This is a genomic window from Polaromonas sp., from assembly GCF_031411155.1.
GTDB lineage: Bacteria > Pseudomonadota > Gammaproteobacteria > Burkholderiales > Burkholderiaceae_C > Polaromonas.
The window spans coordinates 1-20995 of the sequence record NZ_JANOAL010000269.1 but is presented as its reverse complement, the minus strand read 5'-3'; the positions used below and the strand labels follow the sequence as shown (position 1 = coordinate 20995).

Genomic DNA, 20995 nt, shown 5'->3' with positions numbered 1-20995 from the left:
GCGCATGCTGGCGCGCCTGCAGCAATTCATCACGCTGGGCCTGCTGGCCGCGGCCTGCGCCTGGGGCTTTTACTTTCGTGCCAGCGCCCCGCTGCTGGCCGTGGCCGGGGGGGTGTTGATCGTGCTGGGCTACGCCGGCTTTCTGGCGCTTGAGTTCACCCTGCTCAGGGCCGTCAACCGCAGCGACCCGGCGCCCCAGGCCAGCGCCAAAGAGCTGCTGGCCGCCTGGTGGGGCGAAACCTGTGTCGCGCCGCAGGTGTTTTGCTGGCGCCAGCCGTTTCGCGCCCAGGCCGTGCCCGACCGGCTGGCCCCGCCCGCCGCCGTGCACGGACGCCGGGGTGTGGTGCTGGTGCATGGTTTTTTTTGCAATCGCGGCTTCTGGACGCCCTGGCTCCGGCGCCTGCAGCGCAGCAGCCACGCCTTTGTGGCGGTCAGCCTGGAGCCGGTGTTCGGCCCGATAGACGACTACGTGCCGCAAATCGAGGCCGCGGTGCAGCAGGTCACGCGCGCCACCGGCCTGGCGCCGCTGCTGGTCTGCCACAGCATGGGCGGGCTCGCGGCCAGGGCCTGGCTCCGGGCCATGAAGGGTGAGGCCCGGGTCCATCAGGTGGTGACCATAGGCACGCCGCACCGCGGCACCTGGCTGGCGCGCTTTGGCCATGGCCCCAACGGCCGGCAGATGCGTTTGCAGTCAGACTGGCAGGCTCAACTGGACCACGGCATGCCGGCCGACCGCCACACCCGCTTCATCTGCTGGTATTCCAGCTGCGACAACATCGTGTTTCCGGCCTCCACCGCCACCCTGCCCGGCGCCGACAACCGGCTGGTGCGCGGCGCGGCGCATGTGCAGATGGCTTTTTTACCCGAGGTCATGGACGCCACGCTGGCCCTGCTGGAACCTGAGCCCGCTGCGCCGGCCTGAGCCGGTGCCGGCCCCTGGCGGCATGTTAAATTCGCGCCATGATGAACTCGCTTCCCCCTTCCGGCGAGACCCTCTACGCCCAGCTGAGCCCCGAACTGCGCGCGCTGGCCCTGCGCGGCGTGGTGCACACCTACCCCAAAAAGGCCGTGCTCATCAACGAATCGGAGTTTGGCGAAACCCTGTTCGTGCTGCTCAAGGGCAGTGTCAAGGTGTTTTCCATGGATGAACATGGCCGTGAAGTCACCTACGGCAACATCCATGCGGGCGACTACTTTGGCGAAATGTCGCTCGACGGTGGCCCGCGCTCCGCGTCGGTCATCACGCTGGAGCCCAGCACCTGCGCGGTATTGAGCCGTGCCGACATCAGCGCGCACCTGGCGCAGGAGCCCGGTTTTGCGCTCAGCCTGGTGGCGCAGGTGATTCGCCGCGCCCGCGCCGCCACCGAGGCGGTCCGCAACATGGCGCTGAAGGATGTGTACGGCCGACTGGTGTTTGTGCTGGAGAAGCACGACGGCCTGAGCGCTGGCACCCTCGGCCACGACATATCGCTGGAATCGATCACCCACCAGGACATTGCCAGCCGCGTCGGCGCCTCGCGCGAAATGGTCAGCCGCCTGCTCAAGGACCTCGAAAAAGGCGGCTACATCGAGATGGGCACCAAGCGGATTGTGCTGTTGAAAAAGCTGCCACGTAGCTGGTAGCGCACCACTGGAACAGCCCACATTTTAAAGCGGCAATAAGCCAGCACCTTCAAGTTGAGGGTCCGCATGGGGACCGGGTAGCGGCCCCGGCGGCGGTTGGCCATCGGCCACCCAGCGTGCCAGCTGCGGTGCCGCTGTGCTGGTTCCAATCAGCCGCACGACGCTGCTTCCCCGTGTGCCCGCCGCCAGCAGGCCAGACAGGCTTCGACTTTGATCGGTCACCGCGGCGCAATCCGGGTTTGCTGCAAGTCCTGCTGCTGGGGCGCGCCCCGGGCCCGCCGAAGAATAATCAACATGCTTTTGGTCGCTGTGCCGATAACCTGCTGCCACCCGTGCGGCGCTTCCGGTGGCAATGCCGGTCAGGGTGCCGCGCCGCCTGACCAGGGCCGGGCTTCCTGGCGTGTCGTCGGTGGCGGCCTTCAGGTAGCGCAAGGGGTCGTAAAGCGGGTCAACAAAATACGACTGCCGCCCACGTACCAGCGTGCCCAGGTTGAAATCATCGCGGTCAATCCATGCGTGAACCGGCTTGGCCAGGGCCGTGGCGGCGGTGTTTCTGATCTCGATTTTCCAGAGGCCATGCGGCACAAGGGCCGTGTCGGGGCTGAACGAGGCCGAAGGCGCCAGCGCAAGCAGCGCCATGCTGCCGATGCTTCCACGCGACGTGCGCGGCGGGTAAATGATGCCGCAGGAGGGACGGGCCGCGTCGGGCCAGACCTGTGCCTCGCCCGGCTTGATCCAGGGACTGGGGGCGATTCCCGGCGCGGTGACTTTCACCTCCACCTGCGTCGCCCCCTCGGGCAGCCACAGTTGCACAAAGGTCGGTGTTTCGTCGCCGGGCATGACCTGCCAGTGCAGCGTTTCCGATGTCTGCGCCTTGAGACCGAACACCGCGTGGCCGCGCTCTGAAAAGCTGTTGCCGGCGGCCAGCGTCAACGTCAGGTGGGGGAATTCAGCGCCCAGCTCGTCAAACGCTTTTTCCAGCAGGCCGGTGCCGTCGTTCGGACCGCGCTGCGGGCCAAAGCTCAGGTTGATGACGACCTGCTCGGTGTGTTCATCCGCACAGCTCAAGATGTAGCGCAGGGCATCCAGCACATGCAGGTCCAGCCAGGCGCCGGAGGGGTCCTGCAGGCAGGCGCGTGGCAACTGCACAAAAACCAGGCCGGCGTCGTCGCTTGAGGCCACGTCGCTCGCCGCTGCCCAGGTTGGTGGCATGCTGGCGCTCCCGACCCGCGAGCCTACCGGCACGGCGCCGGCAAACACATCCGTGACATGCGCGCCATGGGTTGCGGCCTTTTTCAGGCGGTCATAGCTGGCGCTCGCGTAGCAGGCGTCTTCATCGACGGCAGCGTATTGCGTCAGCGAATTGATCAGGCTCTGCAGTTGCGCACCCGTCACTTCATGGCCGCGCCCAAAATCGGCAGGAACATTGCCCTGATGGACAAACGCCCCCTGGTCTTCCTGATCCCACAAGCGGCAGACGCGGGTATTGCCTGCTGAATCGCGCAAATGGTAGTGGGCAAAGGCACAACCGTCGTCAATGATGCCGATCAGCGTTTTGCGCTGGATGCCACGCCGCACGGCCGGGCCACAGGCAGGTGCTGCAAGCGGCTTGAATTTGGCGCGTTGCGGCACCACCGGCAGGCTGATTTCAGCGCGTGCCACCACGCTGGCCAGCGTGGTTTTCAGGCGCTTGAAAAACTCGGCCTGAGGCCAGGCCGTGATAAACCGGGGCTGCAAACCCGCCGACCGGTAGGCCCCTGGAATATCGGCAAGTTGCAAGCCGCCCCCCGCATGGATCAGCAAGTCGGCCACGGTTTTTCCGGCTTGTAGCTCAATCAGCGTGGCGATTTTCCCAGGAGCGTCAAGGCCGCCGTAGCACGCAAAGCCAGAGCCATCGGCCCACACCAGGTAAGGGTCGGCGCCGTCCAGCGGGTCGGTTTGCGTCCAGTCGATATGCGCCCCATGGGCAATGGGTTGCCAGGTCATTGGAACCTCACGTCTTCCCACTCTTTTATTGCCTTGTCCCACATGTACCGCAGTACCCCCGAGGCGGCAGCAGATTCTTTGGCGCCAAAGGGTTTGTAGAAGTCAGGTGCATTCGGGCCATCCAACGGCTGCGTGGGCGGCATCAGGTCTTCGTGACCCGTCATCACCGTGCCGTCAAAGAAGCGCGGCGTCCAGTTGCGGCCGGTTTTGCAGCGCGCCACGAAATATTCCCCCAGCGTTTCGCCCAGCAAGCGGCCAGCCATGCTGTCAGCCGGAAAATGCACGCCCGCCACCACGCGATTGGTGGCAATGCGCGCCGACTGGCGCTGCAACTGCACGCTGACCGGGTGCGAGTCTGGCAGATCCAGCAGACGCTGCAGCACATGCGCCACGATGTAGGCTTGGGTTGAATGCCCGCTCGGCAGCGCGCCATGGCCGGGGGTGGTGATGAGCGGCTGGATCTGCGCCGAATATTCAATGGGACGCCAGCAGGCCAGCGCGTGCTTGAACTGCATCTCCACATTCACGGCCAGCAGCAGCGCAATGTTCATCAGTTCCAGGGTGCGCGGCGTGCGGGAAGGGTGCAGGTACACCACCGAACCCCAAAAGGCGAACTGCGGGTCAAGTTGGGCAATGATTTCGGCAGTTCGCTCTTCGCGCAGGTCGGCCCACGACAGCACTTTTTTGACCTGTTCCTTGAACGCATGCACGGCAGGGCGATCGAGCCTGGCCAGCGGCTTGGGCGTGGTGCTGAGTGCGGATGGCGCATCGGGCGGCGCCGCGACCGTGGTTTCCACATGCCAGATGCCGGCACCTTGCGCGCCGATTTTTGCAAAGCTCAGCGGCTCCAGCAACGCGGCCTGACACACATAGGCACGCACCCAGGGCTCCCAGCGCTGCATGGCCTCGGGGTCATCGACCGGGGGCAGAACCACCGGGTAGGAGCCCTCATCCAGCGGCACCAGGGTGGCGTCGCGGCTAGAAATCAGGGTGTAGGGGTTTTGCGGGAAACCACCCACGCCCTGCAGCCCTGCGGCCATGCTGTAAATTCCGCCAATTCCGCTAATTCCGCCGATGCCCCCTATCCCTCCGATGCCACCTATTCCCCCAATACCCCCGATGCCACCAATTCCGCCCAGGTTGCTCATGATTTTTTCCTGCTGTGTAAAAAACTTATTCGGGCAGCCCTGCCAACAGCAGAGCGTCAGCATAGGTACGGCCCACTGGCTGGTTACCCACCGGTGAGCGCTGCAAAAATTGCGTGACCGTAAATTCCGGCTCAAGCAGCAGTAGCGCTTGGGTGGTCTTGCGGGCTTCTTCAATATCGCCGCAAAGTGCTTGTGCTACGGCAAGTGCGCGATAGGTTGATGTATGTGATTTGTTGGAACGCAACGACGCAGTTGCCAGCTCAATGACGCGTTTGTAATCCCCGGCAGACAATGCAGCAGATGCTGCCAGTGACTGATAAAAATACAGCATGGGATCGAGTGGTGACAGGCTCAAGGCCTTGTCGCTGGCGGCGAGCGCCTTGCTTCCTTCGTCTTTGAACGAATGAAGCACACCGGAAAACAACCATGCGAGCGAGTCATTCGGATTTGCGGCAAGCGCCAGCGCATAGCGCTGTGCCGCCCCGTCAAGGTCTTTGAGCATGTGGCAATGCACAAAACCTTCAATCGCCAGCGCGAGCGAGCAGCTGGGGTCCACGTCCAGCGCGCGCTGGGTTTGTTCCAGCGCGCGTTTGGTTTCATCCTTGCCACCCGCAGACAAACCGCGCGTGACGCGCAGCACATGCCATTTCGCCAGCCAGGCGCGCGGCGTCGGCAGCCTGCGGTGCCGGTCAATCAGGTATTCGAGCATGTCGCGGACCCGGTCAAATTCGCTGCGGGTCGAGCGGTGCATCAACGAAATGGCACCCATCAGCAGCGTCGAGCTTTCCAGGTTGGGCAGCGGGCGGCTGGCTGCGCGCTGCATTTCGCAGCGTACGATTTGGGCCCCCAGCTGCGCCACAATGTCTGCCGTGATCCGGTCTTCGCCCTGCAACACCTCCTGTACCGTGCTTTTCAGGCTGTCGCCCCACACGGCCCGGCCACTGCGCGCCTCAACCAGTTCGGTCACCAGAACCAGTTGCTGGCCCGAAACGCGGTAGGCACCCGACAGCACATAGCTGGCATGCAGGCGGTTTTGCACCGCTGGCAGACTGGCGTCGCGCCCGCGCAAGGCGCTGGTCGATAAACGCGAGATGACGTTCAGGTCGGGCGTGCGTGACAGCGCGGCAATGATTTCTTCGGCCATTATTTCCCCCAGCACCGCGTCGTCGGGGCCAGAGGTGCGGGCCGTGAACGGAATCACGGCCACGGTAGGCCGCAGTTCGGTGTCGTCGGCAGGCAAGGTCACCCAGGTGGGAGGCGCGCCGGGCGGCGCCACGCGGTAGGCGTGAATGGGTTTTTCGACATGCTTGAGGTAGCACTCACCCATGTCCTCGATATCTGCGTCAAGTCCGGGAACGAGCTGGTCACGCAACTCGGCAGAAACCACAATGTCGCCAGGCCCGGCCAGCGTGCAAAAACGCGCCGTCAGGTTGACGTCGGTGCCATAAATATCGTGCTGGTCGGCCACAAAGCTGGCCAGGTGGCCGCCCATGCGCAGATGCAGTTGCTGCCCGGCCGGCAGGCCGGCGTTGGCCTGCTGGCCGAACTGCTGCAGCGCAAAAGCCGCGTTGACGGCGCCCTGCGCGCTGGCAAATTCCAGCATCAGGCCGTCGCCCAGGCTTTTGACGATGCGCCCGCCATGCGGCGGCAAGATCCGCTGCTCGGCCTGTTGCACCAGGCGCTGCCAGCGCTGTACAAAGCCGTCCTGGTCCAGCTCCATCAGCCGCACCGACTCCACCACGTCCATCACCAGCAGCACCTTGGTGTTGCGGGGGCTGAGGGAAATCAGGGTGTCGGCGGGCGATGAAGAGGGAGAGGAAGAAGAATCAAGGACGGGCATGCGGCTTGCCTTACATAACTGTGCTGCCCCATTCTCGGGGCAGCCAGCCTGCCGGGCAAGCCATTGCGCCGCCAGCGGGCCCGCGCCGCAGCGGGCCCTGTGGTTTTAGCGCTGAATCAGCCGGTCGCCGGGCAGCAGCGCGTCGGCCGCCAGTTCCGGCAGGCTTTTGAGTTGCGCATACAGCGGCGTGAAGTCGGGCGCCGTCATGTCAAACAGCTGCTGAAAGCTGTCAATCACAAAGTAAGTCTGCTGGTAGCTGTCGATCTTGTAGCGGGTGCGCATGGTGCGCAGCAGGTCGAGCCCAATGCGCTGCGGCTCGGGGCTGGTGACGGCATGCACCAGCTCGCCCGACGAGCTCAGGATGCCGGCGCCATAGGCACGCAAGCCCTGATTGGGGCCGCTGGCTTGCCGCATCAGGCCAAACTCGATGGTGTACCAGTACAGGCGCGACAACTGTTCGCACGCGCCCAGCCGGTGCGCCTTGAGCCCGCCCGCGCCATAGGCCTGCATGTGGTCGGCAAACACCGGGTTGAACAGCAGCGGCACATGGCCGAACAGGTCGTGAAACACATCGGGCTCGACGATGTAGTCAAACTCGGCCGGCGTGCGTATCCAGTCGGTGACCGGAAACTTGCGGTTCGCCAGCAACGTGAAAAACGGCACCTCGGGGATCAGCCCCGGCACCGCCACCACCTCCCAGCCGGTGGCCTTGTGCAGGCGCTCGTTGATGTCGTCAAAGCGCGGAATCTGGCTGCTTTGCCCCAGCGAGGGCAGGGCCGCAATGAACTCGTCGCAGGCCAGGCCGGGCAGCAGCGCCGACTGCCGCGCGTACAGGCGGCGGTAGGTGTCGTGGTCGGCCGCCGTGTAGGCCGCGTAGTCTTGCGGGCAGGTGTAGTCGGCCTTGACCTGGCCGGCGCGTGCGTAGTCGCCACGCGGGGGGCGGTCGCTACTACCGTAGGATGTGGCCCCCACGCTTGTCGCTTCGCGTACTGCGCTGCCCCCCGAGGGGGCTGGCCGCGCTTGGGGCGGCCCGGCGCTTGCGGCCTCGGCAGTTGCTCCGAAGTCCTCTAGTGGCACATGCGTGGAACTGTTCATGCCTGTTCCAGCACGCCGCGGCGCATCTGGTCCAGCTCTATGCTTTCAAACAGCGCCTTGAAGTTGCCTTCGCCAAAGCCGTCGTCGCCCTTGCGCTGGATGAACTCGAAAAAGATCGGGCCGAGCTGGTTCTCGCTGAAGATCTGCAGCAGCAGCGCGCCCTGTTTGCCATCGACCAGCACCTTGCGCTTCTTGAGCTCGGCCACGTCCTCGCCATGGCCCGGAATGCGCTTGTCGATCAGCTCGTAGTAGGTGTCTATCGTGTCGAGCAGCTTGACGCCCTTGGCGCGCAACTGGTCCACCGTGGCCAGCAGGTTGTTGCTGCCCATGGCGATGTGCTGAATGCCTTCGCCCTGGTAGCGGTCCAGGTACTCCTGGATCTGGCCGGCTTTTTCATTGCCTTCCTCATTGATCGGGATGCGGATCTTGCCGCACGGGCTGGTCATGGCCTTGCTTTTGACGCCGGTGACCTGGCCCTCGATGTCGAAGTAGCGAATCTCGCGGAAGTTGAACAGCCGCTCGTAGAACCCGGCCCACTCGTCCATGCGGCCACGGTGCACGTTGTGCGTCAGGTGGTCGATGTAGGTCAGGCCGTTGCCGGCCGGATTCAGCGCGTCGGCGGTAATGCCGGGCAGGGGTTTGAAGTCCACGTCGTAAAAGCCGATGTTGCCAATGTCGCCGGGCTGGGCGCCGTTCTTGCCGCGCCACTGGTCAATGAAATAAATGATGGAGTCGCCAATGCCCTTGATGGCCGGGATGTTCAGCTCGCCCGGCCCTGCGGTGTGGGCATAGCCCCAGGCGCCCAGCGAAATCGCCCGCTCATAGGCCGCCTTGGCATCCTGCACCCGAAACGCTATCGCGCACACGCTGGGGCCGTGCTGGCGCGCAAAGCGCTGGGCAAACGAGTCGGGCTCGGCGTTGATGATGAAGTTGATGCCGCCCTGGCGATAGAGGGTGACGTTTTTGTGGCGGTGTCTGGCGATGGGTTTGAAGCCCATGCGCTCGAACAGCGCGCCCATCGCGGCCGGATCGGGCGCGGCGTACTCAATAAACTCAAAGCCGTCGGTGCCCATGGGGTTGTCCCAGGCCGATGATGTGGCCCCCACGCTCGCCACTGCGTGTGCTTCGCTGCCCCCCGCGGGGGCTGTGCTTGCTAGGGGCGGCCCGTCGCTGCGCACGGTGGTGGAATCCAAGGCCTGTTGGGGCAATGCTGCGTTCATCTGTCTGTCTCCGAAAAAGTAATCTCCCCACTTTAACGGCCTGCCCGGTCACTATTACTGCATTGTTGGGCGTGCGGATTGCTGTCAACGCAGGAAACCTGCAAAATTGAACCCATGGAAACACTTGACAAGCTGGATCGGCAGATTTTGCGCAGCCTGCAGGCTGATGGCCGGGCTACCTACGACCAGCTGGCCGAACAGGTCGGCCTGTCGCCCAGCGCGGTGCTGCGGCGCGTCAAGCGGCTCGAAGAATCGGGCGTGATCGACCGCTATGTGGCGCTGGTCAAGCCGGAGTCGGTCGGGCTGGGGCTGACGGCTTACCTCAATGTGCGGCTGGAAAAGCACACCGAGAGCCACAAGCGCAACCCCATGGACGTGTTTCGCGCCAGCGTGCAGACCTGGCCCGAGGTGGTGGAATGCGCGTCGCTGACCGGCGAGATGGACTACCTGCTGCGCGTGGTGGTGCAGGACATGGCGCACTACAGCCGCTTCATCATGGACACCCTGCTCAAGCACCCCAGCGTGCAGGACTGCAAGACCAGTTTCGTGCTGGACCGGGTCAAGGCGACGACGGCGGTGCCGCTGTAAGCGGGTTTTTGGCAGAATTTGTAACAAAAATGCGCTGAACAGGTCTGGATTTGCTATTGTTTTTATAGCTGTCAGTGCACGTTGTTGTAGGACAAACCCCCGATTTGACCGATATTCTGGCAAATGCCACGGTCTGCGCGTGTCTGGAATCCCCCTAGAGTCAACAATCTAGGGAAAACCCGTATATTGAGGCCATGGTTAAACCCGGAACACTTTTAAAAGCTTCTCTCGAAGCGGGCAGGGAGTTTTTCCGCCCGCCGCTGGAAGAGCGCCCCGTCGCCAGGCCCGAAACCGCAGTAACGACCGCAGCGGCCGCAGAACCCGTGGCGCCTTATGTGCGGCCGCTGATGGTGCCGATTCGCTCCATTGGCCCCAGCCATGGCGAGCGTATCGCCGCGCATTTGCTGGCCCTCAATGCGCATGACCGCTACCTGCGCTTTGGCTATGCGGCCAATGACGAGCAGATACGGCGCTATGTCGACGGCCTCAATTTTGAGCGCGACGAGATTTTTGGCATTTACAACCGGCGGCTGGAGCTGATTGCCATGGCGCACCTGGCTTTTTCGACCAACCCCGAGCTCAAGAGCTGTGCCGAGTTTGGCGTCTCGGTGCTGGCCGGCTCGCGCGGGCGCGGCTATGGCGCGCGCCTGTTCGAGCGCGCCGAGATGCACGCCCGCAACGAGGGCGTGGACATGATGTTCATCCATGCGCTGAGCGAAAACACCGCCATGCTCAACATCGCCCGCAAGGCCGGCGCCACCATAGAGCGCGACGGCTCCGAGAGCGAGGCCTACCTCAAGCTGCCGCCGGCCGACCTCGATTCGCGCATGACCGAAATCGTGGAGGAGCAGGTGGCCCAGACCGACTACCGGCTCAAGATGCAGGCCAAGCAGTTCTGGGAAATCCTGGCCGTGCTGCAGGAAGTGCGGCGCGGCGTGCGCGAGTCGCGCGACCGCATGCATGGCTAGCGGCCGGACGCTGGTTCGCGGCTCGCCTGCGAGGCCGGCTTTCTGCCGGCGGGCGGTGCCAGCAGCGAACCTGCCCGTCGAAATCACCCCCGAAAACTGCTTGCAGGCGTTGCGCCGAAATTTCGGAGCAGGCCTTGCGTCGGCAGGCCAGGTGCCTTGGGGCTTGCTCGTCGCTCGCACTTGGGGCACGAAGCCTGAAGCACTTCCCCGGCAAGCCCCGAGAGCTGGGTTCTGTCGGCTTGACCGTGGACGGTCGGGGGGCACGACAGCAGCAAAAATCCTATCCTCAGCAATATCAAGTTCCCCATGATGACTCCAAAAGGGCATTCACCCGTTATCGCGCCAAGGCAAAAACGCACTGACTGAAAGCTGCGTTGGGCAGTTCAATCGTCCTGCCGGCGGACCGATAAATAAAGTGACAAAGTGGCGTCTTTTCTGTGAGAAAAGTCACGCGCGCAGCGCCGCAAGGCGCGCCGGCGGGCGCTTCAACATTTCGCCCGGGGGGCGGGTGGCGCGGGCGAATAGCCGGGGGAATTACGGTATCCTAAGCAGCTTCCCAACTACCGAACACCCTCCGTGTCCGACATCCCCCCTGGTAGACCTTCCAAGCCGGAAGACAAGCGTGGCTTTTTGCAAAAGCTCGCTGAAATGCTCCACCCTGGCCCCGACTCCAAGGACGAGCTGATCGAGACCCTGGTGGAGGCGCAGGACAACGAAGTGATTGGGGCCCAGAGCCGCGAAATGCTGGAAGGCGTGATCCGCATGGCCGACATGACCGCCGGCGATGTCATGGTGGCGGCGCCGCGCATGGACCTGGTCAACATCGACGCGCCGTTTGACGAGCTGCTGCACCTCATCATCGACACCGCGCACTCGCGCTTTCCGGTCTACGAAGGCGAAAAGGAAAACATCCTGGGCATCCTGATGGCCAAGGATTTGCTCAAGCTGCAGCGCGCGCCCGAGCTCAACATCAGGGCGCTGCTGCGCCCGGCGGTGTTTGTGCCAGAGAGCAAGGGGCTGAACGACCTGCTGCGCGACTTTCGCGGCAACCGCAACCACCTGGCCATCGTGATTGACGAGTTCGGCCGCGTCGCCGGGCTGATCACGATTGAAGACGTGCTGGAGCAGATCGTCGGTGAAATCGAGGACGAGTTCGACATCGCCGAGGACGAGGGCGATATTTTCGGCCTGGCCGACCACTCCTACCGCGTCAGCGGCGACACCTCGATCGAGCGCGTCAGCGAGGCCTTTGGTGTGGCGCTGCAGGACGAGGACTTCGACACCATAGGCGGCCTGGTCGCCCACGAAATGGGTCATGTGCCCAAGCGCGGCGAGCACCATGTGCTGGCCGGCCTGCAGTTCACCGTGCTGCACACCAAGGGCGGCGCGGTGCGCTGGTTCAAGGTCGCGCCGGTGGCGGCCGGCGCCTGACGCCCCGGCAGAAAGCAAAGCCTTGGCCCGCCACTCGATCCACAGCATGATCTCGTCGCTGCCCACCATGCCGGCCTTGCTGGAGCACATGGGTTGGCAGGCGCAGCGCAAACGCATCGGCTGGCTGCAATTTGCCATGGTTTGCATCGCCGGGGGCGCCCACGCGGCGAGCATGGCCTGGCCGTTTGCCTGGGGCGCCGCGCTGGGGCTGCAGCCGGGCCAGCCGGCCGGCTGGCTGCAACTGCTGGCGCTGCTGCTGCTGGTGGCGCAGGTCGACGGCAGCCGTTCCTGGCAACGCGCCGCCTGGCTCGGCGGGCTGTTTGCCACCGCCATGCTGTGCGGTACCTTCTGGTGGCTGTATATCTCGATGCACGATTACGGCGGACTGGCGGCGCCGCTGACGGTGCTGGCGATTGTGCTGCTGGCCGCCTTGCTGGCGCTCTACTATGCCGCTGCCTGTGGGCTGTTTGTGGCGTTGGCCCCCGCATCACGGGCGCTGCGTGCTATGGTTTTTGCAGCGCTCTGGCTGCTGGCCGAGCTGGCCCGGGTCAAGTTTTTTACCGGTTTTCCGTGGGGCGAGGGCGGCTATGCCCATGTCGACGGCTGGGCCAGGCCGCTGGCGGCCTGGGTCGGCGTGCATGGCCTGAGCTTTCTGGCCGCGCTGCTGGCCGCCTGGCTGGCGCTGTGCCTGCGCGCGGCGCAAATCCGCTGGCTCAGCGCGCTGGGGCTGGCGGCGGCCGGTGTGGTGCTGGCCTGGCTGCCCCAAAGCAGCTGGCTGGTCGAAGACCGGCCCGCGCCGCCCGAGGCGCTGGCGCTCACCCTGCTGCAGGGCAACATCCCGCAAAACGAAAAGTTCGAGACCGGCACCGGCGTGCTGACGGCGCTGAACTGGTATGGCGAGCAACTGCATGGTGCCAAAACCTCATTGGTGGTGGCGCCCGAGACCGCGCTTCCGCTGCTGCCGCAGCAACTGCCCGAGGGCTATTTGCAGGCGCTGCAGGCGCGCTTTGCCAGCGGCCAGCAGGCCGCGCTGGTCGGCCTGCCGCTGGGCAGCTACGAGGCCGGCTATGCCAATGCGGTGGTCGGCCTCAAACCCGGCGCCAGCGAGCCCTATCGCTACGACAAGCACCACCTGGTGCCGTTTGGCGAGTTCATTCCGACCGGGTTCCGCTGGTTCACCAACCTGATGCAGATTCCGCTCGGCGACTTCAACCGGGGCGCGGTCGGCCAGGCCTCGTTCGACTGGAAAGGCCAGCGGCTGGCGCCCAACATCTGCTACGAAGACCTGTTTGGCGAAGAGCTGGGTGCGCGTTTTCTTGACGCGGCGCAGGCCCCAACGGTGTTTGTCAACCTCAGCAACATCGGCTGGTTTGGCAATACCGTGGCGATAGACCAGCACCTGCAGATCTCGCGCATGCGGGCGCTGGAGTTCGAGCGCCCCATGATTCGCGCCACCAACACCGGCGCCACCGTGATCATCGACCACCATGGCAAGGTGACCCACGAACTGGCGCGCCATACCCGCGGCGTGCTGGTCGGCGAGGTGGCGGGGCGCGGCGGCATCACGCCCTATGCCTGGTGGGTGTCGCGCTGGGGCTTGTGGCCGCTGTGGCTGGGCGCCGCCGGCCTGCTGCTGCTGGGCTGGCTCGGGCGGCGGCGCTAGGCGGGGTGCCTTGTTGCTATAAAAATCATAGCTGACAAGGCTTATGGTATCTGGGCTAGAGGCATATTCTGCCCGCAAAACCGGGCTTTTAGCCGGTCTGGCCCATGCGCACCAGCCGGCCCGGCCGCGCGGCCGTGATCTAGCCTTCGCGCTGCACCGCCACGCCGGCGACCCAGGTGGCCACATAGCCCTGGGCTTTTTGCAGAAAGCGTTTGCCGCCGGCCGGCAGGTCGCGCACCAGCGCCGGCCTGCCCACGCTCAGGCGCTTGGGGTCTATCAGGTTGAGGTCGGCGCGCAGGCCCACGGCGATCGCGCCGCGGTCGGTCAGGCCCAGGTAGCGCGCGTTGCGCCGGCTCATCATTTCCACCGCCTGCGCCAGCGGCAGCTTGCCCCGGGCGCGGTCCCGCACCCAGTGCGTCAGCATGAAGGTGCTGAAGCTGGCGTCGCACACCGTGCCCACATGCGCGCCCGCATCGCTCAGGCCGCAGAGCGCGCGCGGGTGGTCCAGCATCTGGCGCACCGCGTCGAGCGAGCCGCCGTTGTAGTTGAAGATTGGAAAGTAGATCAACTGGCTGCCGTCGCCGCCGGCCAGGTGGTCGTACAGCGCTTCGAGCGGCGACACGCCGCGCTATTTGGCCTGCAGCAGAAAGCTCTGCATCAGCGCCGGCTCGTAGTTGAGCTGCTCGTCGAGCGCAAACATGCGCGCGCTGAACAGGTCGATGCGCGCCAGCAAAATGTCCACCAGCGGCGGAATCGCCGTGCCGTCGCCGGCCAGCCGGTCTGTTTTTTCGGCCAGGATGCGCGCCTTGCGGGCCGGTTCGCGCAGGGCGGCGGCGCGCTCGGCCAGCGGCAGCTGCGCCACTTCCTTGTAGCCCGGAAAGCCCATGAAGGGGTGAAAGCTCGCGTCCAGGCCGTTGATGACGCCAATGCCGCGCGCCGCCGTCTGCAGGTACAGCGGCTTGCCGCTGGCGCGCGCCAGCTGCTCGATCAGGTCGAACTCTGCATCGAAGCGTTGCGGACCCTGCAGCAAATCGAAGTCGCTGACGACCTGCACCACGCCGTGGCCAATGCCTTCAAAGGCCCCGGCCAGGCCCACCAGCTCGGCCGCGCTGGCCTCGGCGGCGGGGGTTTCCTTGCCTTCCGAGCTGCGGTGGTTGTCGCTGCGCCCGGTGCTAAAGCCGGCCGCGCCGTCGCGCAGCGCGGCGTGCAGCAGGCCGCGCATGGCCGCGATGTCGTCGGCCGTGGCGCTTTGCTGGGCCACGGCGCGCTCGCCCATCACATACATGCGCAGCGGGTCGTGCGGCACCTGCACCAGGTAGTCCAGGCTGCGCGGCGTGGCCTGCAGCGCGTCCATGCTTGCCTTGTAGTCGCCCGAGGTTAACCGCAGCCAGGCGACTGGCCGGCAAGGGTTTGCGCGATGTGATTCGGGCATGCCGGCTTAAACAATCGGCATGGCGCCAGGCCCCCGGCAGCGGCGCCAGCCGGTAAGCTTGTCGGCCCTGCGGTGACTGCCTGGCGGCGCCGTGGCAGCGCGCAAGTCTGACCCCAACCAACCTTTCCTCAAGGACTTCTCATGCAACTCCCGCTCCAACTCCCTTTGCAGCTCCTCAATCCCCTGAAGCTGGTCACCGGCCTCGGGCTGGCCGCCTTTGTCTCGCTGTCCAGCCTGTCGGGCTGCGCCGTGGCGCAGCCGGCCAAACCCACCGTGGTCATTTTGGCCACCGGCGGCACCATTGCCGGCGCGGGCGCCTCGGCCGTCAACAGCGCCACCTACGCTGCGGCCAAGGTGCCGGTCGACAAGCTGCTGGCCGGCCTGCCCGAGCTGGCCTCGGTCGCCAATGTGCGCGGCGAGCAGGTGTTTCAGATCGCCTCTGAAAGCTTCACCAACGACAACCTGGTCAAGCTCGGCAAGCGGGTATCGGCGCTGGTCAAACAGCCCGATGTGGACGGCATCGTGGTGACCCACGGCACCGACACGCTGGAAGAAACCGCCTACTTTTTGAACCTGGTGGTGCGCACCAGCAAGCCCATCGTGGTGGTCGGATCCATGCGGCCCGGCACCGCGCTGTCGGCCGACGGCGCGCTCAATCTGTTTGACGCGGTCAGCGTGGCCGCCAGCAAGGACGCCGGCGGCAAGGGCGTGCTGGTCACCATGAACGACGAGATCAACAGCGGGCGCGACGTGGTCAAGCTGGTCAACATCAAGACTGAGGCCTTCAAGAGCCAGTGGGGCCCGCTGGGCATGATCGTCGAGGGCAACAACTACTGGTTCCGCGCCCCGGTCAAGCGCCACACCGCGCAGTCCGAGTTCAACATCGACGACTTCGACGTGCTGCCCGCCGTGGAAATCGTCTATGGCTACGGCAACATGCCGCGCAGCGCCGTCGACCTTTTTGGCAATGCGGGCGTCAAGGCGCTGATTCACGCCGGCACCGGCAACGGCTCGGTGGCTGACCGCAATGTGGCCGCGCTGCAGGAAGTCCGCGCCAAGGGTATCCAGGTGATCCGCTCCTCGCGCGTGCCGGCCGGCTTTGTGCTGCGCAACGCCGAGCAGCCCGATGACAAGTACGACTGGGTCGTGGCGCATGACCTGAACCCGCAAAAAGCCCGCATCCTGGCCGCCGTGGCGCTGACCAGGGGCGTGGACAGCAAGGAGTTGCAGCGCATCTTCTGGCAATACTGAGCCCTGCTGAGCCCAGGCCCCCAAAAAAGCCCCCCGGCGCGCTGTGCCGGGGGGCTTTTTTCATGGGTGACGATAATAGGCGGTTACACGTTTTGGCGATGCCTCATTTTTATGCTTTCTTTCCAGCAAATTATTCTGAAGCTGCAGTCCTACTGGGCCGGCCAGGGCTGCGCGCTGCTGCAACCGTATGACATGGAGGTTGGCGCGGGCACCTCGCACACCGCCACCTTCCTGCGCGCGCTGGGCCCCGAGCCGTGGAAGGCCGCCTATGTGCAGCCGAGCCGCCGTCCGAAAGACGGCCGCTATGGCGAAAACCCGAACCGCCTGCAGCACTATTACCAGTACCAGGTGGTGCTGAAACCGGCGCCCAGCAATATTCTGGAGTTGTACCTCGGCTCGCTCGAGGCGCTGGGGTTCGATTTGAAGAAAAACGACATCCGTTTTGTCGAGGACGACTGGGAAAACCCCACGCTGGGCGCCTGGGGCCTGGGCTGGGAGGTCTGGCTCAACGGTATGGAAGTCACGCAGTTCACCTACTTCCAGCAGGTCGGCGGCATTGACTGCAAGCCCATCACCGGCGAGATCACCTACGGCCTGGAGCGCCTGGCCATGTATTTGCAGGGCGTGGACAACGTCTACAACCTGACCTGGACCGACGGTTTGAGCTATGGCGACGTCTACAAGCAAAACGAGGTCGAGCAGTCGACCTACAACTTCGAGCACAGCGATGCCGACTTCCTGTTCACCGCCTTCACGGCGCATGAGAAGCAGGCCAAGCACTTGATTGAGGTGCAGCTGGCCCTGCCGGCCTACGAGCAGGTGCTCAAAGCCGCGCACAGCTTCAACCTGCTGGACGCGCGCGGCGCGATCAGCGTGACCGAGCGCGCCGCCTACATAGGCCGCATCCGCAACCTGGCGCGGGCCGTGGCGCAAAGTTATTACGAGAGCCGCGAACGCCTGGGCTTCCCGCTGGCGCCGCGCGAGTGGGTGGAACAGATGGCGAAGAAGGCCGCGTGAGCGTGTTGCTGATCTATAATGTAGATACTTGTTTATACATTTAGAGTCAATCATGGAACTACAAATCGGCAAATGGGGCAACAGCCTGGCGGTGCGGCTACCGGCGCAACTGGTGAAAGAGCTGGGCGTCTCCGAGGGCTCGGTGGTCAATGCCGAGGTGCTGGGTGACCATATGCTGCGCCTGCAAGCGCGCCAAAAGTTGCTGGACCGCGGCACCTTCGTGGCGCAGCTGCGCGCGTTGCACCAGCACCTGCCGGTGACGCAGCCGGTCGATAAAGACGACTTGAATCGCTACTGAAATACCGGACCATCACTTGAGCAGCTCCCAAGTTAAAAGCGGCGCTTCCCCGGAAGTTTTGCGCAGCGTCTACGTGGATGTCAGCGTCTGGATTGCGCTGCTGGCCAACGAGCCGTCCAGCCCGGCGCTGGCGCGCTGGCTTGAGGCCGAAACCAGCCCGCTGATGACCTCGCGCTGGTCGGTGGTCGAGCTCGCCAGCGCGCTGTCGATCAAGGTGCGCCGTGCGGAGCTGACGGCGCTGCAGGCGCAAGACCTTGGCGAGCGCTTTGACGCGCTGGTGCGCGGCGAAGTCAGCCTGTTGCCGCTGGCCTCGGTGGACTATGACCAGGCTGCGGCTTTGTGCCGCAACGCGGCCTCGGGCTTGCGCGCGGGCGATGCGCTGCATCTTGCCGTGGCGCAGCGCGCGCGCGCCAGCCACCTGATGACGCTGGACAAGGTCATGGCCCTGAATGCCGAAAAACTGGGCCTTCAACTTTTGCAAACTGTATGACAACCAAAAACCTTCTCGTTGAATTGTTCGTGGAAGAGCTGCCGCCCAAGGCGCTCAAAAAACTCGGTGAGGCCTTTGCCGGTGTGCTGTTTGAGCAACTCAAGGCCCAGGGGCTGGCGACTGCTGAATCTGCCTTGACGTCGTTTGCTTCACCCCGTCGTTTAGCCGCGCACGTCACCGATGTTTCTGCGCAGGCTGCTGATAAAGCGGTTAGACAAAAACTCATGCCAGTTTCGGTAGGACTCTATGCCGATGGATCACCGACTCCAGCATTGGAGAAAAAGATCAAGTCGTTGACAAACCCGAATGTCGATGTCGGAAAATACATAGTGGAATGCGTGGTTCGCGAACACGATGGCAAGGCAGAGCAGCTCGTGTTGTCAAGAATGGCCGTCGGTACAACATTACTGGTTGGTCTGGAGTCCGCGCTTGAAGAGGCAATCGCCAATCTGCCCATCCCCAAAGTCATGACCTATCAGTTGGCTGACGGCTGGAGCGACGTGAAGTTTGTGCGGCCCGCGCACGGTCTGGTGGCGCTGCATGGCAGCGAGGTGGTGGCGGTGCAGGCACTGGGCCTGAAGGCTGGCAACAGCACCCACGGCCATCGCTTTGAAGCGTCGGTTGACCCGGTCGTGCTGAAAGACGCCGACAGCTATGCCGAAACGCTGGCCAAAGACGGCGCCGTGATTGCCAGCTTTGCCGCGCGCCGCGCCGAAATCGTTCGCCAACTGGCGGCGGCCGCCACCAGGCTGGGCGGCGGTGTCAAGGCGATTGACGACGACGCGCTGCTGGACGAGGTGACGGCGCTGGTCGAGCGCCCCAATGTGCTGGTCTGTGAGTTTGAAAAAGAGTTTTTGGACGTGCCGCAGGAATGCCTGATCCTGACCATGAAGGCCAACCAGAAGTACTTTCCGCTGCTCGATGCGGCGGGCAAGCTGAGCAACCGGTTTCTGGTCGTCAGCAACATCAGCCCGCTGGATGCCAGCGCCGTCATTGGCGGTAACGAGCGCGTGGTGCGCCCGCGCCTGGCCGACGCCAAGTTTTTCTTTGACCAGGACCGCATGAAAACGCTGGCCTCGCGCGTCGAAGGCCTGGGCAAGGTGGTTTATCACAACAAGCTGGGCACGCAGGGCGAGCGAATGGAGCGTGTGCAGGCAATTGCACGAGTCATTGCCCGCCAACTGAAAGAAGCGGGCGTGCAGGATGCTCATGACGGTAATGCCGAAGAAGCGGCCATGCTCGCCAAAACCGACTTGCTGACCGATATGGTGGGCGAGTTCCCGGAGCTGCAAGGCACGATGGGCCGTTACTACGCGCTCAATGACGGGTTGCGAGGCGATGTGGCCGACGCCATTGAGGATCACTACAAACCCCGCTTTGCCGGCGACGAGCTGCCACGCGGAACCACCGGCGTGGTGGTGGCGCTGGCCGACAAGCTCGAAACCCTGGTCGGCATGTTCGGCATTGGCAACCTGCCGACCGGCGACAAAGACCCGTTCGCGCTGCGCCGCCATGCGCTGGGGGTGATCCGCATGCTGGTTGAAAAAGACCTGCCGCTGGGCTTGGGCGAGCTGGTCGATGCCGCCGGCCCGGTCTTTGGTGACAGGATTGCGCATGCGCCACGGGCCTTGACCGACTTCATCTATGACCGCCTGGCCGGCAGCCTGCGCGAGCAAGGCTACAGCGCCCAGGAAGTCGACGCCGTGCTGGCGCTGCGGCCGCAGCGCCTGGGCGATGTTGCCAAGCGCCTGGCCGCCGTGCGCGCCTTCGCGGCATTGCCCGAGGCGCCGGCACTGGCCGCCGCCAACAAACGCGTCGGCAATATCCTGAAAAAAGCCGCAGGCACGGTTGATGCAAAAATCAATCCGGCACTGCTGCAGGAGACCGCTGAAAAATCACTCGCCGAAGCATTGCAAACAGTTGCGCCCAAGGCGGAGGCTGCTTTTGCGTCCGGTGACTACGCAGCGTCACTGCAGGCGCTGGCAGCCCTCAAGGGGCCGGTCGATGCATTTTTTGACGGCGTGATGGTCAATGCCGAGGACCCCGCGCTGCGCGCCAACCGCCTCGGCCTGCTCGCCACGCTGCATCAGGCCATGAACCGCGTGGCGGATTTGTCCAAGCTGGCGGCATAAACTCACTCCCATGCCTTCCCAGCAACAGATTGAACGCTTCGCACTGGCCTTTCACGAGGTGGCCGTGGCGCGGCTGCGTCGGCAACCCGCGCTGAGGCAGCAGGCACTTCAAGTATTAAATCGCTGGGAGTCCAGCGGCGCTTCGTCGGGCGGTCAACGCTACCGCGACACCTGGAGAAATCTGCTGGCGGGAGATATCGAGACCTTGGCGCACGCGGTGTGCGTGGATACCGAGCAGGCGGCAACCTTGCGCAGCATGTCTCCGCTGGGTTTTTTGCTGGCTGAGGACGAACGGCTTCGCATTCGGCATGAGGCGATGGCGGCATGAAAAAAGAACAGTTGCTCCATGTGTTGCGGGCCGCCGCCGATATTTCGGGAGAAAAATCGTTTGTCATCGTCGGAAGCCAGGCCATTCTTCTGGCGCTACAAGCGCCTGACGAAGGGCTGACCTTGTCGGACGAGGTTGATCTCTACCCATCGATGGCCCCTGAAAAATCGGAGGCTGGGCGCGAGAAAGATGCCGAATTCGTTCGTATTTTGCGGCGTGACGGGCATGTGTCGATTGACACGTTGACCAACCGCATTGCCCAGATCGACGGTCAAAAGCACAATATTCCGGTCATTGTCGCGTGGGCGGAACGCCGCTGGCGCGAAATCCAAGGCAACCCAACACCATGAAACTCGTCATCCTCGACCGCGACGGCACCATCAACACCGACAGCGACGATTTCGTCAAGACGCCGGACGAATGGCTGCCGCTGCCGGGCGCGCTCGAAGCGATTGCCCGGCTGAATCACGCCGGCTGGCATGTGG

Annotated in this window: 20 protein-coding genes and 1 pseudogene; 14 read left to right on the top strand and 7 right to left on the bottom strand. The window is 64.2% G+C overall.

Annotation, left to right across the window (positions count from 1 at the left end; all coding sequences use genetic code 11):
- The first annotated feature begins 4 nt into the window (after positions 1-4).
- Positions 5-922: an alpha/beta fold hydrolase gene (locus RMO23_RS16255; protein WP_309683676.1), complete on the top strand. Its 918-nt coding sequence runs from the start codon at positions 5-7 to the stop codon at positions 920-922.
- A gap of 41 nt (positions 923-963) precedes the next feature.
- A complete protein-coding gene (locus RMO23_RS16250) occupies positions 964-1623 on the top strand; it encodes a Crp/Fnr family transcriptional regulator (protein ID WP_309683674.1) in 660 nt (219 codons plus the stop codon).
- Positions 1624-1647: 24 nt separating this feature from the next.
- Here the strand turns inward: RMO23_RS16250 and RMO23_RS16245 are convergent, their stop codons facing one another.
- From RMO23_RS16245 to hppD, 5 genes are all read right to left on the bottom strand, one after another.
- On the bottom strand, positions 1648-3609 hold the full coding sequence (locus tag RMO23_RS16245) for a S8 family serine peptidase (RefSeq protein ID WP_309683672.1): 1962 nt from the start codon (positions 3607-3609) through the stop codon (positions 1648-1650).
- The gene (locus RMO23_RS16240) at positions 3606-4649 is read right to left on the bottom strand and encodes a phosphatase PAP2 family protein (protein WP_309683670.1); all 1044 of its coding nucleotides are present in this window, start codon (positions 4647-4649) and stop codon (positions 3606-3608) included. The genes RMO23_RS16245 and RMO23_RS16240 overlap by 4 nt, the downstream gene beginning before the upstream one ends.
- Before the next feature lie 133 nt (positions 4650-4782).
- Entirely contained in the window at positions 4783-6597 is a 1815-nt protein-coding gene (locus RMO23_RS16235; RefSeq protein ID WP_309683668.1) for an adenylate/guanylate cyclase domain-containing protein, read from the bottom strand.
- A gap of 105 nt (positions 6598-6702) precedes the next feature.
- Positions 6703-7569, bottom strand: a complete 867-nt coding sequence (gene phhA / locus RMO23_RS16230) for a phenylalanine 4-monooxygenase (RefSeq protein WP_309683667.1) — start codon at positions 7567-7569, stop codon at positions 6703-6705.
- Positions 7570-7688: 119 nt separating this feature from the next.
- Positions 7689-8765 (bottom strand): 4-hydroxyphenylpyruvate dioxygenase, encoded by a 1077-nt coding sequence (hppD, locus tag RMO23_RS16225; protein ID WP_309683688.1) that lies wholly within the window; start codon positions 8763-8765, stop codon positions 7689-7691.
- 261 nt (positions 8766-9026) lie between these two features.
- Between hppD and RMO23_RS16220 the strand changes: the two genes are divergently transcribed.
- From RMO23_RS16220 to lnt, 4 genes are all read left to right on the top strand, one after another.
- Positions 9027-9500 carry an Lrp/AsnC family transcriptional regulator gene (locus RMO23_RS16220; RefSeq protein WP_309683665.1) on the top strand — a complete coding sequence of 158 codons (474 nt, stop codon included), beginning with the start codon at positions 9027-9029 and terminating at the stop codon, positions 9498-9500.
- A 194-nt stretch (positions 9501-9694) separates the two neighbouring features.
- Positions 9695-10468 carry a GNAT family N-acetyltransferase gene (locus tag RMO23_RS16215; RefSeq protein WP_309683664.1) on the top strand — a complete coding sequence of 258 codons (774 nt, stop codon included), beginning with the start codon at positions 9695-9697 and terminating at the stop codon, positions 10466-10468.
- 576 nt (positions 10469-11044) lie between these two features.
- Entirely contained in the window at positions 11045-11899 is an 855-nt protein-coding gene (locus tag RMO23_RS16210; RefSeq protein WP_309683663.1) for a transporter associated domain-containing protein, read from the top strand.
- Positions 11900-11987: 88 nt separating this feature from the next.
- Complete coding sequence (lnt, locus tag RMO23_RS16205) at positions 11988-13562, top strand: apolipoprotein N-acyltransferase (RefSeq protein ID WP_309683686.1); 1575 nt, start codon at positions 11988-11990, stop codon at positions 13560-13562.
- Positions 13563-13701: 139 nt separating this feature from the next.
- Here the strand turns inward: lnt and RMO23_RS16200 are convergent, their stop codons facing one another.
- Both RMO23_RS16200 and RMO23_RS16195 read right to left on the bottom strand, forming a co-directional pair.
- Complete coding sequence (locus RMO23_RS16200; RefSeq protein WP_309683662.1) at positions 13702-14184, bottom strand: amidohydrolase family protein; 483 nt, start codon at positions 14182-14184, stop codon at positions 13702-13704.
- 6 nt (positions 14185-14190) lie between these two features.
- On the bottom strand, positions 14191-14916 hold the full coding sequence (locus tag RMO23_RS16195) for an amidohydrolase family protein (protein WP_309683660.1): 726 nt from the start codon (positions 14914-14916) through the stop codon (positions 14191-14193).
- A 219-nt stretch (positions 14917-15135) separates the two neighbouring features.
- On the opposite strand from RMO23_RS16195, the gene RMO23_RS16190 reads away from it, so the two are divergent.
- From RMO23_RS16190 to RMO23_RS16155, 8 genes and pseudogenes are all read left to right on the top strand, one after another.
- Positions 15136-16245: a type II asparaginase gene (locus RMO23_RS16190; protein ID WP_309683658.1), complete on the top strand. Its 1110-nt coding sequence runs from the start codon at positions 15136-15138 to the stop codon at positions 16243-16245.
- A gap of 111 nt (positions 16246-16356) precedes the next feature.
- Positions 16357-17262 (top strand): glycine--tRNA ligase subunit alpha, encoded by a 906-nt coding sequence (gene glyQ, locus RMO23_RS16185; protein WP_309683656.1) that lies wholly within the window; start codon positions 16357-16359, stop codon positions 17260-17262.
- 52 nt (positions 17263-17314) lie between these two features.
- A complete protein-coding gene (locus tag RMO23_RS16180) occupies positions 17315-17560 on the top strand; it encodes an AbrB/MazE/SpoVT family DNA-binding domain-containing protein (protein ID WP_309683654.1) in 246 nt (81 codons plus the stop codon).
- A gap of 16 nt (positions 17561-17576) precedes the next feature.
- Positions 17577-18050, top strand: coding sequence for a type II toxin-antitoxin system VapC family toxin (locus tag RMO23_RS16175; RefSeq protein WP_309683652.1), 474 nt, complete (start codon positions 17577-17579; stop codon positions 18048-18050).
- Positions 18047-20182, top strand: a complete 2136-nt coding sequence (glyS, locus tag RMO23_RS16170; protein WP_309683651.1) for a glycine--tRNA ligase subunit beta — start codon at positions 18047-18049, stop codon at positions 20180-20182. The genes RMO23_RS16175 and glyS overlap by 4 nt, the downstream gene beginning before the upstream one ends.
- 10 nt (positions 20183-20192) lie before the next feature.
- Positions 20193-20510, top strand: coding sequence for a hypothetical protein (locus RMO23_RS16165; protein ID WP_309683650.1), 318 nt, complete (start codon positions 20193-20195; stop codon positions 20508-20510).
- A complete protein-coding gene (locus RMO23_RS16160; protein WP_309683649.1) occupies positions 20507-20860 on the top strand; it encodes a hypothetical protein in 354 nt (117 codons plus the stop codon). Before RMO23_RS16165 ends, RMO23_RS16160 begins: the two co-directional genes overlap by 4 nt.
- Positions 20857-20995: pseudogene (locus tag RMO23_RS16155) on the top strand (D-glycero-beta-D-manno-heptose-1,7-bisphosphate 7-phosphatase); the annotation flags it as partial. The gene RMO23_RS16160 and the pseudogene RMO23_RS16155, both read left to right, overlap by 4 nt.

Bases quoted from the DNA above. Each gene is read 5' to 3' on its own strand.
- RMO23_RS16255 (WP_309683676.1), top strand. From the start codon at position 5: ATGCTGGCGCGCCTGCAGCAATTCATCACGCTGGGCCTGCTGGCCGCG.
- RMO23_RS16250 (WP_309683674.1), top strand. From the start codon at position 964: ATGAACTCGCTTCCCCCTTCCGGCGAGACCCTCTACGCCCAGCTGAGC.
- RMO23_RS16245 (WP_309683672.1), bottom strand. From the start codon at position 3,609: ATGACCTGGCAACCCATTGCCCATGGGGCGCATATCGACTGGACGCAA.
- RMO23_RS16240 (WP_309683670.1), bottom strand. From the start codon at position 4,649: ATGGCCGCAGGGCTGCAGGGCGTGGGTGGTTTCCCGCAAAACCCCTAC.
- RMO23_RS16235 (WP_309683668.1), bottom strand. From the start codon at position 6,597: ATGCCCGTCCTTGATTCTTCTTCCTCTCCCTCTTCATCGCCCGCCGAC.
- hppD (WP_309683688.1), bottom strand. From the start codon at position 8,765: ATGGGCACCGACGGCTTTGAGTTTATTGAGTACGCCGCGCCCGATCCG.
- RMO23_RS16220 (WP_309683665.1), top strand. From the start codon at position 9,027: ATGGAAACACTTGACAAGCTGGATCGGCAGATTTTGCGCAGCCTGCAG.
- RMO23_RS16215 (WP_309683664.1), top strand. From the start codon at position 9,695: ATGGTTAAACCCGGAACACTTTTAAAAGCTTCTCTCGAAGCGGGCAGG.
- lnt (WP_309683686.1), top strand. From the start codon at position 11,988: ATGGGTTGGCAGGCGCAGCGCAAACGCATCGGCTGGCTGCAATTTGCC.
- RMO23_RS16195 (WP_309683660.1), bottom strand. From the start codon at position 14,916: ATGGACGCGCTGCAGGCCACGCCGCGCAGCCTGGACTACCTGGTGCAG.
- RMO23_RS16190 (WP_309683658.1), top strand. From the start codon at position 15,136: ATGCAACTCCCGCTCCAACTCCCTTTGCAGCTCCTCAATCCCCTGAAG.
- glyQ (WP_309683656.1), top strand. From the start codon at position 16,357: ATGCTTTCTTTCCAGCAAATTATTCTGAAGCTGCAGTCCTACTGGGCC.
- RMO23_RS16180 (WP_309683654.1), top strand. From the start codon at position 17,315: ATGGAACTACAAATCGGCAAATGGGGCAACAGCCTGGCGGTGCGGCTA.
- glyS (WP_309683651.1), top strand. From the start codon at position 18,047: ATGACAACCAAAAACCTTCTCGTTGAATTGTTCGTGGAAGAGCTGCCG.
- RMO23_RS16165 (WP_309683650.1), top strand. From the start codon at position 20,193: ATGCCTTCCCAGCAACAGATTGAACGCTTCGCACTGGCCTTTCACGAG.
- RMO23_RS16160 (WP_309683649.1), top strand. From the start codon at position 20,507: ATGAAAAAAGAACAGTTGCTCCATGTGTTGCGGGCCGCCGCCGATATT.